The organism is Actinomadura hibisca NBRC 15177 (genome assembly GCF_001552635.1).
GTDB classification, from domain to species: domain Bacteria; phylum Actinomycetota; class Actinomycetes; order Streptosporangiales; family Streptosporangiaceae; genus Spirillospora; species Spirillospora hibisca.
On the sequence record NZ_BCRO01000132.1, the window covers coordinates 1 to 15,862 of the forward strand.

Consider the following 15,862-nt stretch of genomic DNA (forward strand, 5'->3'; position numbering starts at 1 on the left):
CCCCCACCCCGCCCCCTCCACCCGCCCCACCGGCGAGCTCGGCGGTGACGCCGGTACCGGTGGCGTCCACGTCCCCGGCCGCGCGGACCAGGCCTTTTCCCTCGACATGGAGTGGCCCCACGGCATCGCCGCCGCCTCCCTCCTCGCCGCCGGCGTCCTCGGCGCGCTCGGCCGGCGCCGCCGCACCCAGCTCTGGCACCGCGCGTTCGGCCACATGATCCCTCGGCCCGAAGGGCAGGCCGCCCTCACCGAGCACGCCCTCCGCGTCGGCGCCGACACCGCCGCCGCCCGCCTGCTCGACCTCGGCCTCCGCCACCTGTCCAAGTCCATGGCCGCCGGCGGCCGCGCGCTCCCCACCGTCTACGGCGTGCACCTCGGCCCCGGCAGCCTCGACCTCTGGATCGCCCCCGCCGACCGCAACCCGCCCGCCCCCTGGACGGCCTTCGACGACGGGCAGGTCTGGCGGCTCGGCTCCGACGCCCTGCGCGACCTGGAGGCCGCCGACCTCGCCGACGTCCTCGCCCCCTACCCGGGCCTGGTCTCCATCGGCACCAACGACAACGGCCGCATCCTCGTCGACCTCGAAGCCGCCCACGGCCTGATCGCTCTGCGCGGCCCCGACGAGACCCGCCGCGCCGTCCTCGCCGCCCTCGCCTTGGAGCTGGCCACCAACCGCTGGTCCGACCACATGCGCATCACCCTGGTCGGCTTCGGCCAGGAGATGGGCGAGGGCCTCACCGAGATCGCCCCCGACCGCGTGCGCTCCGTCCCGTCCCTGCGCGAGGCCCTGCCCGAGCTGGAGGGCCGCAGCGAGGAGGTGCGGCAGGCCCTGGCCGCCTCCGGCGTGGACTCGGTGCTCACCGGGCGCTGCCGGGGCGTGTTCGGCGAGGCGTGGATGCCGCACTACCTGATCATGGCGGACGAGCCCACCGAGCAGGAGGCCGACCGCCTGGTGGCGCTCGCCCGCACCGGCACCCGCATGGCCGCCGGGTACATCGTGCCCGGCGACGTCCAGGGCGCGACCTGGACCTGGGACGTCGGCGCCGACGGGCGGCTCCAGGCGGGCGTGCTCGGCTTCCAGGTCGACGCCCAGCTCGTCGCCGAGGAGCACTACCGGGGCGTCTTCGAGCTGTTCCGCACCGCGAGCCGCACCGACTCGGTGCCGCTGCCCGAGGCGACCGGCGAGGAGCAACCCCCCAGCGAGCAGCAGTCGTCGGTCGACATCCGTATCCTGGGCCCGATCGAGGTCAGCGCGCCCGGCCCCATGGACGAGTCGCGCCGCGACCTGTGCACCGAGGTCCTCATCTACCTGGCGGCCCACCCCGGCGGCGTCCACCCGACGGTGCTGGGCGGCGCGATCTGGCCGCGCGGCGTCAGCGCGGGCGTCCGCGACGCGACCGTGGCGCGGGTCTCGGACTGGCTCGGCCGCGACGCCCGGGGCCGTCCCAACCTGTACTACGACGACCGGGGCCGCATCCGCCTCGGCTCGGAGGTCCGCGTCGACTGGGCGGTGTTCCGCTGGCTGGTGTGGCGCTCGGCCGCCGAGCCCGCCTCCGAGACCGGCTACATGTCGCACGCGCTGGACCTGGTGCGCGGCCCCGTCCTCGCCGACCGCCCGCGCGGCCGGTACGGGTGGACCGCCGGCGACGGCCTGGAGTTCGAGGCGATGGCCCGCGTCGTGGACGTCGCGCACCGCCTGGTCGTGCTGCGCCTGGACGAGGGCGACGCGCACGGCGCGGTCGGCGCGGCCCGCGCCGGGCTCCGCCTCGCCCACGAGGACGAGGGCCTCTGGCGCGACCTGCTGCGCGCCACTCACGCCACCGGCGACCAGGCCCAGGTCCGCGTCGTGGTGGACGAGCTGCGCCACCGCGTCGGCCGCGACCCGCTGCTCGACCAGCTCCAGCCCGAGACCGAGGCGCTGGTGGAGGAGCTGCTGCCCGACTGGCACCGCATCGCCGCGCACTGATCCGCCGTATCCCCCGCGCGAGGGAGGCCGCGGATCGCCCGCTCCGGCGATGTCCGGACGGCCCGCCGCGACCAGGCTGGAGGGCATGGACAAACGCATCGCCTTCTTCGGCGCACCCCTGCTCGTCTCCGTCTACGGCCTGGTCCGCATCGCCGACGGCTTCGACGGCGAACGCGGCCCCGGCCTCGCCTGGACCACCGGGCACCTGGCCTTCCTCGGCGCGCTGGCGCTGTTCGGCGTCGTGTTGTGGGAGGCGCGGCGGCTGGCGGGCGGCGGCACGTTCGCCACGGGCACCACCGTGGTCGGCTTCGTCGGGATCATGTTCGCCATGGCGCAGTTCGGCATCGACATCGTCATCGGGTCCCTGGCCACCGACCACGCCGACATGGCGGGGATGTTCCAGGATGTCCGCACCGTCCCCGGCCTCGACCTCGCCGTCTACGATGCCGGGCCGCCCCTGTTCTACCTCGGGCTGCTGGTCGCGGTCGTGCACCTGGCGGCGGTCCGCGCGGTCCCGGCGTGGTCGCCGGTCGCGGTGGTGTTCGGGGTGCTCGCCTCGATGGTCGAGCTGGACCTGCTGCCGCTGGCGGGGCTGCTGATGCTCGCCGCGTTCGCGCCGCTGGCCCGCCCCGTACCGTCCCTCGCCCGCGCGTGACACCATGGGGCACCGTGTCCGCTCTGCCGGTGATGTCACCGTTCCGCCGCTGGGCGGGGACGCCGTGGCCGGACGCGGCGCTGGCCCTGCTCGCCATGGCCGCCCAGGTCTGGCCGCTGCTGACGTTGCAGAACGAGACCGGTGAGCCCTGGCACTGGTGGGGTTACGTGGCGGCGGCCGGGTCGGCGGTGCCGGTCGTGTGGCGGCGCAGGGCTCCGCTGCCGGTGCTGGTCGCCTGCGTCACGATGGGGTCGTTGTACGACGTCGGCGACCCCGTCGCGCGGCAGCCGCTCTGGTACGGCGGGCTCATCGCCCTCTACACGGTGGCGTCGCGGTCGGGCCGCCCGGTGCGGCTGCTGGCCTTCGCCGTCCCGACGGTGGGCGGCCTGCTCACGGTCGGCTCCAGCGACACCGCGCTGCGCGGGATCGTGCTGTCGGTGAGCGCGTACGCGTTCGGGCGCGCCGCCGCCGGGGCCCGCGCGCACGCCGCCGCCCTGGAGGAACGTGCCGAACGCCTGGAGCGTGAACGGCTGCTGGAGGCCGAGCGCGCCGCCGAGCGCGAGCGCGCCCGCATCGCCCACGACATGCACGACATCCTCGCCCACGCCGTCAGTCTCATGGTCGTGCAGGCCGAGGCCGGGCCGGTGGTGGCGCGGGCCGACCCCGGCCGGGCCGAGGAGGTCTTCGACACCATCGCCGCCGCCGGGCGCGACGCGATGGACCAGCTCCGCCGCCTGCTGGAGGTCCTCAAGCAGGAGCAGGGCCCGCGCGCCCCCCAGCCGACGATCGACGACCTGCCCGCCCTCGCCGACCGCGTCGCCGGGGCCGGGCTGGAGGTGGCCTACGCCGTCGTCGGCGAGCCGCGCCGCCTGCCGCCCGACGGCGGGATCGCCGCCTACCGGATCACCCAGGAGGCGCTGACCAACGTCGTCAAGCACGCCGGGGCGGGCCGCGCCGAGGTGCGGCTGGCCTGGCATCCGGAGGACCTCGTGATCGACATCGTGGACGACGGGCGCGGCGCGGGCGCGGACCTGCCCCCGGGCGGCAACGGCCTGATCGGCATCCGGGAGCGCGCCGCGGCCTGCGGCGGCGCGGCGACCGCCGGGCCGCGCGAGGACGGTCCGGGCTTCCGGGTCAGCGTCCGGCTCCCGCTGGCGGCGGCGTGAGCGTGCGCGTGGTGGTCGCCGACGACCAGGAGCTGGTCCGCGCCGGGTTCGCGATGATCCTGGACGCCCAGCCCGACATCGACGTGGTCGCCGAGGCGGGCGACGGGTTCGCGGCGGTCGCCGCCGTCCGCGAGCACCGCCCCGACGTGGTGCTGCTCGACATCCGGATGCCGGGCATGGACGGCATCGAGGCGGCCCGGATCGTGTGCGCCGAGACCGCCAGCAAAGTGATCATGCTGACCACCTTCGACCGGGACGACTACCTGTTCGACGCGCTGCGCGCGGGCGCGGCCGGGTTCCTGCTCAAGGACGTCCGGCGCGACGACCTGGCGCACGCGGTGCGGGTGGTGGCGGCGGGGGAGTCGCTGCTGGCCCCGGCGGCGACCCGGCGGCTGATCTCCCAGTTCACCACCGGCGGGGCGCGGCCCGTCCTGCCCGACCGGCGGCTGGACGCGCTGACCGCCCGCGAGCGCGAGACGTTGCGGCTGCTGGCCGACGGCCTGACCAACGCCGAGATCGCGGCGGCGCTGGTGGTCAGCGAACACACCGTCAAGACGCACGTCAGCAACGTGCTGACCAAGCTGGGACTGCGCGACCGGGTGCAGGCGGTGATCGTCGCCTACGAGACCGGCCTGACGGTCCCAGGCCAGCGCTAGCCCCGCGTCGGCGTGTCCCCTGGTCAGCGGTAGCCCGACGGTCGCAGGTCAGAGATAGCCCGGCGTCGGCAGCCCAGCGGTAGGCCCGCGTCGGCACGATCCCGGGTCGACGGTAGTCCGACGCCAAAGCACCAGGTCAGCGGTAGAGGCCCGGACCGCCCAGAGAATGGTGCCCCGGCTGCGGGTACACCAGTGGTGCCTGCGGCCGTCCGCCCACCCGCACCCGGTGCAGCGTCCGGCCCGTCCGCGTCGACAGCGCGTACACCGCGCCGCCCTCGGGCGAGGCCACCCACAGCAGCGCCCCGTCCGCCGAGACCCCGCCGGGCACGGTGTCGCCGCGCGACAGCGGCCAGTGGCCGGTCGCCCTGCGCGTGGCGAAGTCGATCGTCGTGACGCCGGTGTCGCCCAGCACGAACAACCGGCGCGCGTCCCGGCTGACCACCGGGTCCCGCGCGCCCGGACCCGTCGCGACGAAGCCCGCCGTGCGCAGCCCCAGGCCGTCCACCAGCCAGACCCCGCCCCGCGCCGCGTCGGTCACGTAGAAGACCGCACCATCCGGAGCCAGCCGCAGGTCACCGGGACGGGCGCCCGGCGGCAGCGTCAGCGCCCCCGTCACCTCCTGCCGCGCCGGATCGACGCGCACGACCCGGCCCGCCCCGGTGCAGCTGACCAGCAGGAACGTGCCGTCGGCCGAGAAGTCGGCGTGCCGCGCCGTGCACGGCAGCCGCACCGACCCGCGCCGCCGCAGCGTCCCCGGGTCGTGCACGCCGAGCCACCGCCCCGCCGGGACCAGCGCCGCGCGCCCGGACGGGTCGAAGTACACCGGCCCGCGCTTCGCGTCCGCGCCGGCCCCCGGGGCGGCGCGGCCGACGCGGCCGGTGCGCGGGCTAATCGGCACCGCCCCGCCCGACCACAGGCGCCGCAGGTCCCACCCCGCGACGACCGGGCCCGGACCGCCCGGCAGGCTCCCCACCACCCGCAACGTCCGCTGGTCGATCACGTCGACGCGGCGGGTGCGCGCGTTCGGCACGTACAGCCGGTGCGGCATCGCCCGGACGGCGGGGCGCAACATCCCGGCCCGCGTCGCCGCGTACACGTCGGTGCGCGCCGTCGCGACCGGCACCGGCGGCTCGGTCCGCGCCCGCACGTACGGCGCGGGCCCCGACAGCGCCGCCACTGGGCCGTCCGGCGCGCCCTCACCGGGCCGGTAGAACGCGACGGGCGAGGTGCACCCGGTCACCGAGACCGCCACCGCCGCCACGGCGGCCGGAAGCCCTCGCGCGCGCCTGCGGTGTCCCTCCATCACGGCCGGGACTGTACCCGTTCGCTACACAGCGTGCCGTGACAATCACGAATTAGTGAGGCGTCAGACGGACTTGCCGATCCCGATCCCGAACTCGCGGTAGACGCGCTCCCAGAAGCCGTCGCGCAGCCAGGTGCGGGCCTCCTGGTAGGGGCGCAGGGAGCCGCCGAGCTCCTTCTCGGCCTCGATGAGCAGCTCCTTGTCGATGACCGGCGGCAGGATCGGGCCGGGCAGCAGGTCGCGGATGTTGTCGCGGCCCCGCTCGAAGATCCACTTCTGGGCGACGTGCTCGCCGATCTCCAGCATGTGGTCGCGGTCGGGCCCCAGCTTGCCGTCGGGCAGCTTGGGGTCGATGTTGTTCAGCGCGGTGGCGACGGTGGCCGGGCTCGCGGCGGGCGCGGGCACGCGCGGCGAGCTGGGCGCGACGCCGGGCACCGGCACCGGCTTGACGGCGGGCGCGCGGCCCGCGAAGACCTGCGCGGGGGACGGCACCGGCGACGCGCGGTGCGCGGCGGCGGCCGCCTCGCGGGCCGCGGCGGTGGCGGCCGGGGCCGGGACGGGCAGCACCTTGGCCTTGGTGAAGTAGGGCCGCAGGAAGTCGGCCTGGAGCACCTCGACGGTGTCGGACTCCCACACCAGCCACTCGGCCTGGTTGGAGCCGTGCGTGGGCTCCACGCCCCACAGGTGGACGCGCACCCCGTAGCGCTGGGCGGCCTCCACGGCGGGCAGCATGTCCTCGTCGCCCGCCAGCAGCACCGCGTCGGTGATGGCGCGGTGCCGGGCCAGGGCCTCCAGGTCGGCGCGCAGCTGGGCGTCCACGCCCTTCTGCTGGCCCTGCGCGTTCAGGTTGCCCAGCCGAAGCTTGACCAGCGGCAGGTTGGCGATCACGCGCTGGTCCACCGTCGGCTGGCGCTTGGGCGCGGCGTCGAACCAGTAGACGCGCAGCAGCTCGCCCAGCAGCTGGTCGTCGGCGTGGCTGGTCAACGCCTTGATCAGCTTCTCGGCCGCGACCCGGTACTCGCGGCGGGAGCTGCAGTTCAGCAGCAGCGCCCCCGAAGCCGCGTAGAGGTACCCCGCGTCAACGAAGACGGCGTAGCGCGCTGGCTGTGGAACGAACTCCGAGGTGGCCATGGCCTTTCACCTTATTCGTGCAGAGGCCGTTCCATGGCGCGAACCACGGTTACATATCGTGCGGCCCTGCACGGCGGGGCGGCCTCGGCGCGTCCGGGGCGACGTGACCGGCGTCACCCATGCCCCGAACGCGCCGAAAAGATGGCACAACCATCCGCCGGACGCGGAAACGCACCCGGCGCGCCGCGCTCAGCGCAGAAACACGCCGCCCGGCATGCCCCGCCCAGCGCGAAAACGCACCGAGCTCAACGCGGGAACGCGCTCGCCCGCCACGCCCCCGCGCCGCGCGGGCGCACGCCCTCCGCCGCCGTGCCGCGCAGCCCGCGCGACCGGTCGGCCCAGCGCGACACCGGGCGCTCCTCTCCCCCGTCCCGCGCGGCCGCGGCCGCCTGGGCGCGGGCCGTCAGCACGGCCACCAGCGCCGCGATCTCCTCGGCCGACGGGTCGCCCCGCACGATCCGCAGGAACGGCTTGTCTTCGGCGCTCACCTGTTCTCCCCGTTCTACAGCGGGATGTTCCCGTGCTTCTTCGGCGGCAGCGTCTTGCGCTTCTCGCGCAACGACCGCAGCGCCCGGATCACCTGGCCGCGCGTCTCCGACGGCTTGATCACCGCGTCCACGTAGCCGCGCTCGGCGGCGATGTAGGGGTTGGCGAGGGTGTCCTCGTACTCGGTGATCAGCTCGGCGCGGCGCGCGTCGGCGTCGTCGGCGGCGGCCAGCTCGCGCCGGTACAGGATGTTGACCGCGCCCTGCGCGCCCATCACCGCGATCTGCGCCGTCGGCCACGCCAGGTTGACGTCGGCGCCCAGGTGCTTGGAGCCCATGACGTCGTACGCGCCGCCGTAGGCCTTGCGCGTGATGACGGTGACCAGCGGCACGGTCGCCTCGGCGTAGGCGTACAGCAGCTTGGCGCCGCGCCGGATGATGCCGTTCCACTCCTGGTCGGTGCCGGGCAGGAAGCCGGGCACGTCCACGAACGTCAGCACCGGGATGTTGAACGCGTCGCAGGTCCGCACGAACCGCGCCGCCTTCTCCGAGGCGTCGATGTCCAGCGTCCCGGCGAACTGCATCGGCTGGTTGGCGACGATGCCGACCGCGTGGCCCTCGACGCGCCCGTACCCGACGATGATGTTGGGCGCGAACAGCTCGTGGACCTCCAGGAACTCCCCGTCGTCCAGCACGTGCTCGATCACGGTGTGCATGTCGTAGGGCTGGTTCGGCGAGTCGGGGATGAGGGTGTCCAGCTCCTCGTCGGCCTCGGCCGGGTCCACCGCGACGTCGAACACCGGCGCGTCGCCGAGGTTGTTGGACGGCAGGTACGACAGCAGCGCCTTGACGTACTTGATCGCGTCGTCCTCGTCGGAGCCCTGGTAGTGCGCCACGCCCGACTTGGTGTTGTGCGAGTGCGCGCCGCCGAGCTCCTCCATCGTCACCTCCTCGCCGGTGACCGTCTTGATCACGTCGGGGCCGGTGATGAACATGTGCGAGGTCTGGTCGACCATGACGATGAAGTCGGTGATGGCCGGGGAGTACACCGCGCCGCCCGCGCACGGCCCCATGACCAGCGAGATCTGCGGGATGACGCCGGAGGCGTGCACGTTGCGCTTGAAGATCTCGGCGTACAGGCCGAGCGCGACCACGCCCTCCTGGATGCGCGCGCCGCCGGAGTCGTTGATGCCGATCACCGGGCAGCCGGTCTTCAGCGCGTGGTCCATGACCTTGCAGATCTTCTCGCCGAACACCTCGCCCAGCGAGCCGCCCGAGACGGTGAAGTCCTGGCTGAACACCGCCACGTTCCGGCCGTCGACGGTGCCGTACCCGGTCACCACGCCGTCGCCGTAGGGCCGGTTCCTGGCCATGCCGAAGTTGGTGGACCGGTGCCGCGCCATCTCGTCGAACTCGACGAACGAGCCGGGGTCGAGCAGCGCGTCGATCCGCTCGCGCGCGGTCATCTTGCCCTTGGCGTGCTGCTTTTCGACCGCACGCTCCGAGCCCGCGTGCACGGCCTCGTACCGCCGCCGTTCCAGGTCCGCGATCTTTCCCGCCGTGGTGTGGATGTCGACGTCCACCGGGGGTTCAGGAGCTTCCATCGCCATGCGGGCCAGGGTAACCGCACGCTGATTCCCCGCCTGCGACCGGGTCGCTCGCGAGGGGCGATTCGGCCGCTCACTACGCTTATGCCGTGGCTACCAACACTCGCGACACCTTTCGGCAGGACATGCCCGAACCGCTGCGCCGCGACGTGCGGCTGCTGGGCGCGATGCTGGGCGACAGCCTGGTGGAGTCCGGCGGCCGGGCGCTGCTGGACGACGTGGAGCGGCTCCGGCACGCCGTCATCGACGCGCGGCGCGGCGAGCTGCCCGCCGCCGACGTCGCCGCGCTCGTCGAGGGCTGGTCCCTGGAACGCGCCGAGCAGGTCGCGCGGGCGTTCACCGTCTACTTCCACCTGACCAACCTCGCCGAGGAGCACCACCGCATCCGGACGCTGCGCGAGCGCGACGCCGAGGGTGGCACGGTGCCCGGCTCGGTCGCGGTCGCCATCCAGGAGATGGGCGCGGCGGCGGGCGGGCGGCTCGCCGAGGCCGTGGAGGGGCTGGAGTTCCGGCCCGTCTTCACCGCGCACCCCACCGAGGCGCGCCGCCGCGCCGTGGTCACCGCGATCCAGCGCATCAGCGACCTGCTGACCGCGCTCAACGCCGAGCCCGGCGGCGGCGAGGGCGCCGAGACCGAGCGGCGGCTGCGCGAGGAGATCGACCTGCTGTGGCGCACCGCGTTGCGCCGCAACACCCAGATGGACCCGCTGGACGAGGTCCGCACCGCGATGGCCGCGTTCGACGAGACGATCTTCCGGGTGGTGCCGAGCGTCTACCGCGCCCTGGACGCCGCCCTGGACCCCGAGGGCACCGGCACCCGCCCGCCCCGCGCCCGCTCCTACGTGCGGTTCGGTTCGTGGATCGGCGGCGACCGGGACGGCAACCCGTTCGTCACCGCCGCCGTCACCCGCGACGCCATCATGATCCAGGCCGAGCACGTGCTGCGCGCCCTGGAGAACACCTGCGCCCGCGTCGGCCGCGAGCTGACCGTGCACGCCGCCACCACCCCGCCGTCGGTCGCGCTGCGCAACGCGCTGGCCGCCGCCCGCACCGCGCACCCGGCGAGCGTGGACGACCTGGCCAAGCGGTCGCCGGGCGAGCCGCACCGCCAGTTCCTGCTGCACGCCGCCGACCGCGTCCGCGCCACCCGCGAACGCAACGCCGACCTCGCCTACGGCTCCCCGGACGAGCTGCTGGCCGACCTGCGCATCGTCCAGGAGTCCCTGGCCGCCGCCGGTGCGGCCCGGCAGGCGTACGGACGCGTGCAGAACCTCATCTGGCAGGTCGAGACGTTCGGCTTCCACCTCGCCGAGCTGGAGATCCGCCAGCACTCCGAGCTGCACGAGAAGGCCCTTGCGGAGGTCCGCTCCGGCGGCGAACTGTCGGAGATGACCGAGGAGATCCTCGACACCCTGCGCGTGGTGTCGTGGATCCAGCGGCGCTTCGGCGTGCGGGCCTGCTCGCGCTACATCGTCTCGTTCACCCGGTCGGCGCAGGACATCGCCAACGTGCACGCGCTGGCCGCCTCGCTCGGCGACCACGCGCCGGTCCTGGACGTCATCCCGCTGTTCGAGACCGGCGAGGACCTGGAGAACGCGCCCAAGGTGCTGGAGGGGATGCTGGAGATCCCCGCCGTGCGGCGCCGCCTCGCCGACACCGGCCGCCGCCTGGAGGTCATGCTCGGCTACTCCGACTCGGCCAAGCAGCTCGGCCCGACCAGCGCGACCCTGCGCCTCTACGACACGCAGGAGGCGCTGACGGCGTTCGCCGCCGAGCACGACATCAAGCTGACGCTGTTCCACGGCCGCGGCGGCTCGCTGGGCCGCGGCGGCGGCCCCGCCAACCGCGCGATCCTGGCGCAGGCCCCCGGCTCGGTCGCGGGCCGGTTCAAGGTCACCGAGCAGGGCGAGGTCATCTTCGCCCGCTACGGCCAGCCGCAGATCGCGCGCCGCCACGTCGAGCAGGTCACCAACGCGGTCCTGCTGGCGTCCACCGACGGGGTGCAGGACCGCGCCCGCGAGGCCGCCGTGCGGTTCCGGCCGCTCGCCGACCGGATCAGCGACGCGGCCCGCAACGCGTTCCGCTCGCTGATCGAGGCCGACGGGTTCGCCGAGTGGTTCGGCCAGGTCAGCCCGCTCGCCGAGATCGGCGACCTGCGCATCGGCTCGCGCCCGGCCCGCCGCAAGGCCGCGCGCGGCCTGGAGGACCTGCGCGCGATCCCGTGGGTGTTCGCCTGGACGCAGACCCGCGTCAACCTGCCCGGCTGGTACGGCCTGGGCAGCGGTCTCGCCGCCGTCTCCGACGACGGCGCGGACCTCGCGGCCCTCCAGGACGCCTACGCGTCCTGGCCGCTGTTCCAGGCGCTGCTGGACAACGCCGAGATGAGCCTCGCCAAGTCCGACCGCGCCATCGCCGCCCGCTACCTGGCCCTGGGCGACCGCCCCGAGCTGACCGACACGGTGCTGGCCGAGTACGACCGCACCCACCGGCTGGTGCTGGCCGTCACCGGGCACGAGCGGCTGCTGGAGAACCGCAAGGTGCTGTCGCGCGCGGTCGAGCTGCGCAACCCGTACGTGGACGCGCTCTCGCACCTCCAGCTCCGCGCCCTGTCGGCGCTGCGCGCGGGCGTCGCCGACGACGCCGAGCGCGAGCACCTCGAACAGCTCCTGCTGCTGTCGGTGAACGGCGTGGCCGCCGGACTCCAGAACACCGGCTGACGGCCTTCGGGTGCGGGCCGCGCGGCCCGCACCCGAAGGAGCCTCAGGACGGCCAGTTCGGCTTGCGCTTCTCGGCGAACGCCGCGATGCCCTCGCGCCGGTCCGCCGAGAACGCCACCGTCCGCCAGGCGTTGTCCTCGATGTCGAGCCCGGCCTCCAGCCCGACGCCGCCGCCGAGCCGCAGCGCCCGCTTGGCGGCCCGCACCGCCGTGGGGGAGTTGGCCGCGATCGTCGCCGCGATCGTCAGGGCCTCCTCCCGCACGGACCCGGCCGGGACGCGCCGGTCCACCAGCCCGTACGCCTCCGCCTCGTCGATGCCGATCCGCCGCCCGGTCAGCACCAGGTCGGCGGCCCGGCCCGGCCCGAGCCGCCGCAGCGCGAGCTGGGTGCCGCCGCCGCCGGGCACCAGGCCCACGCTGACCTCCGGCAGCCCGAACACCGCGCTCTCGTCGGCCACGACCAGGTCGCACGACAGCGCGAACTCGCACCCGCCGCCCAGCGCGTACCCGTGCACCGCCGCGACCACCGGCTGCGGCAGGTCCAGCACCCCGCCGAACGCGGCCCGGAACAGCGGCCGCTGCGCCAGGATCTCGTCGTCGCTCATGGCGTTGCGCTCCTTGAGGTCGGCGCCCACACAGAACGCCTTCTCCCCGGCCGCCGACAGCACCACCGCGCGCGCCGACGCGTCGGCCGCGACCTCGGCGCACACCGCCGCCAGCCGCCGCGCCATCGCCGACGACAACGCGTTCAGCGCCTCCGCCCGGTCCAGCACGATCTCGGCCACATGTCCGTCCCGCCGCAGCGTCACACCATCCATGGCCCGCACTTTAGGGCGTGCCCCGATGGGGTTGGATGGGGGGATGAGCGCCTCACCCTACGGAGACCTGGACCGGCCGCCGCTGCACGAGCGGGCCCTGCATCGGGCGCTGGTGCGGCCCGGCGGGCTCTGGACCGGGATCGAGGTGGTCGAGGAGACCGGCTCCACCAACGCCGACCTGGCCGCCGCCGCCAAGGCGGGCGCGCCGGAGGGCACCGTCCTGGTCACCGAGCTCCAGACCGCCGGGCGCGGGCGGCTCGGGCGGCCCTGGACGGCCCCGCCCCGCTCCGGCCTGATGTTCTCGATGTTGTTGCGGCCCGCCGTCCCGATGACGCGGCTGGGCTGGGCCCCGCTGCTGACCGGCGTCGCGGTGGCCACGGCCGTGCGGCGGATGACCGAGCGCGTCGCGGGCGGCGACTTCGGGGAGGCGCGCGGCGACGCGGCCGTGGACGTGCGGCTGAAGTGGCCCAACGACCTGCTGGTGGGCGACCGCAAGCTGGCCGGGATCCTGGCCGAGAAGGTGGACGACGCCCTGGTCATCGGGGTCGGGCTGAATGTCGGCCTGCGCGCCGACGAGCTGCCGGTGCCGACCGCGACCTCGCTGGCCGTCGAGGGCGCGCCGCTCAGCGACCGCGCGCCGCTGCTGCGCGCCGTCCTTCGCGGGTTCGAGACCTGGTACCGGGAGTGGACGGCTCTGGAGGGCGACCCTGAGACCTCCGGGCTCCGCACCGCCTACAAGGACCTGTGCGCCACGCTCGGCCGCGAGGTGCGGGTGCAGCTGCCCGGCGACCGCACGCTGACCGGCGTCGCGCGGGACGTGGACGGGGCCGGACGGCTGGTGGTCGGGGACGAGGCCCTCAGCGCGGGCGACGTCGTGCACGTGCGCCGCGCCGGCTGACCGGCGGGCGATCCTCCGCTCCCCGGCCTCCCGTCCGGTCTGCCACGATATGTCGCGTGGGAGGTGTGGGGCGGGACGGGCCCGTATCGTGGCCGGTGCACGTCTGACCGAGCAGGCCAGGCCAGCGAGGGGCAGGGGAGATGTCAGCAGGGATGCCGGACCCCAAGGAGATCGAGGAACTCCTGCTGGGCGGCGAGCTGCGCTACACCCGCGTGGACGCCGTCCGCCTGTCCGGGGTGACCCGGGAGTTCTCCGGCCGGTTGTGGCGCGCGTTCGGCTACCCCTCGATGCCCGACGACGCGGTCGCCTACACCGAGGGCGACATCGCCGCCCTGTGCCGCATCCGGCGGCTGATGGACGACGGCGTGCTCGACGAGGACAGCGTCATCCGCCTGGTGCGCGCGTTCGGGCAGACGATGACGCGCCTCGCCGAATGGCAGGTCAACCTGCTCAGCAACATGCTCACCCCCGACGACGCCGACCAGCCCAGCGCCGAGGCGGTCGCGTCCATCGTGGAGATCGCCGAGAAGTACATCGGCGAGTTCGAGCCGCTGGTGGTGCACGCCTGGCGGCGGCAGCTCGCGGCGGCGGGCACCCGCGCGATGGCGTCGGCCGCCACCCGCGAGGGCGGCGAGGCCTCCTCCAGCCGCCACCTCACGACCGTGGGCTTCGCGGACATGGTGTCGTTCACCCAGATGAGCCGCGAGCTGGACGAGCTGGAGCTCGCCCGCGTCGTGGAGTGGTTCGAGGAGACCGCCTCCGACATCATCGCCTCCTGCGGCGGCCGGCTGGTCAAGACGCTGGGCGACGAGGTGCTGTTCTGCGCCGAGTCCCCGCGCACCGGCGCCGAGATCGCCCTGACGATCGCCGAGCAGATCAAGGACGAGACCGAGGTGCCCGACGTGCGGGTCGGCGTGGCCTACGGCCCGGTGCTGCCGCTGATGGGCGACGTGTTCGGCACCACGGTCAACCTGGCGGCCCGGCTGACCTCGCTGGCCCGCCCCGGCACCGTGATGATCGACGCGGAGCTGGCCCGCCGCCTGGACGAGGAGGCCGACCTCGACGTGACGCGGATCGTGCAGCGCCCGGTGCAGGGCCTGGGGATCATCCGCCCGTCGGTGCTGCGCCGCGCCCGCCCCCCGCGCGACCCCGACCCCGCCCCCGAAGCCTGAATCCCTCCGGAACGCCGCGCGCCCGCGGCCTGGAGGGGCCTGCGGGCGCGCGGGAAGGGGAGAAAGCCGCGGGAAGGGCGGCGTCAGGACGGCGGGTCAGTCGACGTGGCTCTCGTCCTTGCCCGGCTCGGCCGTCAGGCGCAGCAGGTAGTTCTGCTCGCCGAGGCTCTCGAACAGCTGGAGCTCGGTCTCCAGGTAGTCGATGTGCTGCTCCTCGTCGCGGAGGATGTCCTCGAACAGGTTGGCCGAGGTCACGTCCCCGCGGGAGCGCATCAGCTCGATGCCGGGCCGCAGCCGCGCCACCGCCTCCAGCTCGATCTTGAGGTCGGCCTTGTGCTGCTCCACCACGCTCTGGCCGATGCGCAGGGTGTCGAGCTTCTGGTAGTTCGGGAGCCCGCCGAGGAAGAGGATCCGGTTGGTGAGCCGCTCGGCGTGCTTCATCTCGTCGATGGACTCGTGCCGGGTGTACTCCGCCAGCTTGGTGTACCCCCAGTGCTCCTGCATCTTGGCGTGCAGGAAGTACTGGTTGATAGCGGTGAGCTCGGCGGTGAGCTGCTCGTTCAGCAGCGCGATGATGTCCTTGTCGCCTTCCATACCGCCCATGCTCGCATGTCCGACCGAGTGGGGACAGCATTGAACCCCCCTTCGGCGCGTGTCCTTTTTCGGGGGACGGCCGAAGCGGGTGGTGGTCTGTCCTATTTCAGGCGGCGGTCTGGGACGCGGACCCCCCTTCGCGCGGCCGGTCCGGCGCGCCGGTGATCGGCTCGGCGAGCCAGCGGGACCGCACCGGCGCCATGACGCGGACCGGTTCGGGCGTGGCGACCGGCACCGGAGGCGCGCCCGCGAGGGCGGTCTCGACGGCGGCGGGCACCGCGGCGGGGTCGGTGGGAGGAGTGGCGAAAGGGTCGCCCGCAGGGTCGACGGGCCCGGGAGCCAGGGGCCCGGGAGCCAGGGGCCCGGGAGCCAGGGGCCCGGGGGCCACGGCCGGCTCGGGCGCGGCGTGCGGCAGGATCGGCGGCCCCACCAGGGCCTCCACCAGCTCGCTGGCGGTCCGGTACTCGCTGACCAGGCCGTACAGGCGCTTGGTGCAGGAGCCGCAACCCGGCTTCATGCCGCAGGCGGCCTTGACCTCCTTGGCCGTCCGGCACCCGCCGTCGGCCATGCAGCCGCGCACGTCGTCCTCGGTGACGGCGTTGCACACGCAGACGTACATGTGGGCGGGACCTCTCGTGCGGCACGGGCTGGGTAAGGGCAACCTCAATAAGGTTAGGCTCCCCTAAGGTAACCGA

General features: G+C 74.4%; 14 protein-coding genes. 7 read left to right on the plus strand and 7 right to left on the minus strand.

The genetic code is table 11. From position 1 onward, the window contains the following. From AH6_RS40465 to AH6_RS40480, 4 genes are all read left to right on the plus strand, one after another. On the plus strand, nt 1–1,966 hold a 1,966-nt coding region (locus AH6_RS40465), incomplete at its 5' end, for an AfsR/SARP family transcriptional regulator (protein ID WP_218006043.1). Nucleotides 1,967–2,051: 85 nt separating this feature from the next. After that, entirely contained in the window at nt 2,052–2,621 is a 570-nt protein-coding gene (locus AH6_RS40470) for a hypothetical protein (RefSeq protein ID WP_067491531.1), read from the plus strand. 14 nt (nt 2,622–2,635) lie between these two features. After that, nucleotides 2,636–3,787 (plus strand): sensor histidine kinase, encoded by a 1,152-nt coding sequence (locus tag AH6_RS40475; RefSeq protein ID WP_067491503.1) that lies wholly within the window; start codon nt 2,636–2,638, stop codon nt 3,785–3,787. Then, nucleotides 3,784–4,443 (plus strand): response regulator, encoded by a 660-nt coding sequence (locus AH6_RS40480; RefSeq protein ID WP_067491504.1) that lies wholly within the window; start codon nt 3,784–3,786, stop codon nt 4,441–4,443. Before AH6_RS40475 ends, AH6_RS40480 begins: the two co-directional genes overlap by 4 nt. Before the next feature lie 136 nt (nt 4,444–4,579). Here the strand turns inward: AH6_RS40480 and AH6_RS40485 are convergent, their stop codons facing one another. The 4 genes from AH6_RS40485 to AH6_RS40500 form a co-directional block, all read right to left on the minus strand. Further along, nucleotides 4,580–5,749 (minus strand): YncE family protein, encoded by a 1,170-nt coding sequence (locus AH6_RS40485; RefSeq protein ID WP_157432025.1) that lies wholly within the window; start codon nt 5,747–5,749, stop codon nt 4,580–4,582. A 60-nt stretch (nt 5,750–5,809) separates the two neighbouring features. Beyond that, on the minus strand, nt 5,810–6,877 hold the full coding sequence (locus AH6_RS40490; protein ID WP_067491509.1) for an NYN domain-containing protein: 1,068 nt from the start codon (nt 6,875–6,877) through the stop codon (nt 5,810–5,812). A 245-nt stretch (nt 6,878–7,122) separates the two neighbouring features. Further along, on the minus strand, nt 7,123–7,365 hold the full coding sequence (locus AH6_RS40495) for an acyl-CoA carboxylase subunit epsilon (RefSeq protein ID WP_067491511.1): 243 nt from the start codon (nt 7,363–7,365) through the stop codon (nt 7,123–7,125). A 14-nt stretch (nt 7,366–7,379) separates the two neighbouring features. Further along, complete coding sequence (locus AH6_RS40500) at nt 7,380–8,972, minus strand: acyl-CoA carboxylase subunit beta (protein ID WP_218006044.1); 1,593 nt, start codon at nt 8,970–8,972, stop codon at nt 7,380–7,382. A gap of 122 nt (nt 8,973–9,094) precedes the next feature. On the opposite strand from AH6_RS40500, the gene AH6_RS40505 reads away from it, so the two are divergent. Continuing rightward, nucleotides 9,095–11,686 (plus strand): phosphoenolpyruvate carboxylase, encoded by a 2,592-nt coding sequence (locus AH6_RS40505; protein WP_067491513.1) that lies wholly within the window; start codon nt 9,095–9,097, stop codon nt 11,684–11,686. 43 nt (nt 11,687–11,729) lie between these two features. Here the strand turns inward: AH6_RS40505 and AH6_RS40510 are convergent, their stop codons facing one another. Continuing rightward, nucleotides 11,730–12,503 carry an enoyl-CoA hydratase/isomerase family protein gene (locus AH6_RS40510; protein WP_083983935.1) on the minus strand — a complete coding sequence of 258 codons (774 nt, stop codon included), beginning with the start codon at nt 12,501–12,503 and terminating at the stop codon, nt 11,730–11,732. A gap of 43 nt (nt 12,504–12,546) precedes the next feature. Between AH6_RS40510 and AH6_RS40515 the strand changes: the two genes are divergently transcribed. Beyond that, entirely contained in the window at nt 12,547–13,401 is an 855-nt protein-coding gene (locus AH6_RS40515) for a biotin--[acetyl-CoA-carboxylase] ligase (RefSeq protein ID WP_067491521.1), read from the plus strand. A 140-nt stretch (nt 13,402–13,541) separates the two neighbouring features. Continuing rightward, nucleotides 13,542–14,573: an adenylate/guanylate cyclase domain-containing protein gene (locus tag AH6_RS40520; protein WP_245679696.1), complete on the plus strand. Its 1,032-nt coding sequence runs from the start codon at nt 13,542–13,544 to the stop codon at nt 14,571–14,573. Nucleotides 14,574–14,669: 96 nt separating this feature from the next. On the opposite strand, the gene bfr is transcribed toward AH6_RS40520, so the two are convergent. Together bfr and AH6_RS46895 are read right to left on the minus strand one after the other, a co-directional pair. Next, nucleotides 14,670–15,167, minus strand: a complete 498-nt coding sequence (bfr, locus tag AH6_RS40525; RefSeq protein WP_067491523.1) for a bacterioferritin — start codon at nt 15,165–15,167, stop codon at nt 14,670–14,672. Between the two features lie 106 nt (nt 15,168–15,273). Beyond that, a complete protein-coding gene (locus tag AH6_RS46895) occupies nt 15,274–15,786 on the minus strand; it encodes a (2Fe-2S)-binding protein (protein WP_067491524.1) in 513 nt (170 codons plus the stop codon). Nucleotides 15,787–15,862: the final 76 nt, after the last annotated feature.

Coding starts and splice junctions, on each gene's coding strand:
- AH6_RS40505 (WP_067491513.1), top strand. CDS start 9,095: ATGCCCGAACCGCTGCGCCGCGACGTGCGGCTGCTGGGCGCGATGCTG.
- AH6_RS40515 (WP_067491521.1), top strand. CDS start 12,547: ATGAGCGCCTCACCCTACGGAGACCTGGACCGGCCGCCGCTGCACGAG.
- AH6_RS46895 (WP_067491524.1), bottom strand. CDS start 15,786: ATGTACGTCTGCGTGTGCAACGCCGTCACCGAGGACGACGTGCGCGGC.
- bfr (WP_067491523.1), bottom strand. CDS start 15,167: ATGGAAGGCGACAAGGACATCATCGCGCTGCTGAACGAGCAGCTCACC.
- AH6_RS40500 (WP_218006044.1), bottom strand. CDS start 8,972: ATGGCGATGGAAGCTCCTGAACCCCCGGTGGACGTCGACATCCACACC.
- AH6_RS40470 (WP_067491531.1), top strand. CDS start 2,052: ATGGACAAACGCATCGCCTTCTTCGGCGCACCCCTGCTCGTCTCCGTC.
- AH6_RS40510 (WP_083983935.1), bottom strand. CDS start 12,503: ATGGATGGTGTGACGCTGCGGCGGGACGGACATGTGGCCGAGATCGTG.
- AH6_RS40520 (WP_245679696.1), top strand. CDS start 13,542: ATGTCAGCAGGGATGCCGGACCCCAAGGAGATCGAGGAACTCCTGCTG.
- AH6_RS40490 (WP_067491509.1), bottom strand. CDS start 6,877: ATGGCCACCTCGGAGTTCGTTCCACAGCCAGCGCGCTACGCCGTCTTC.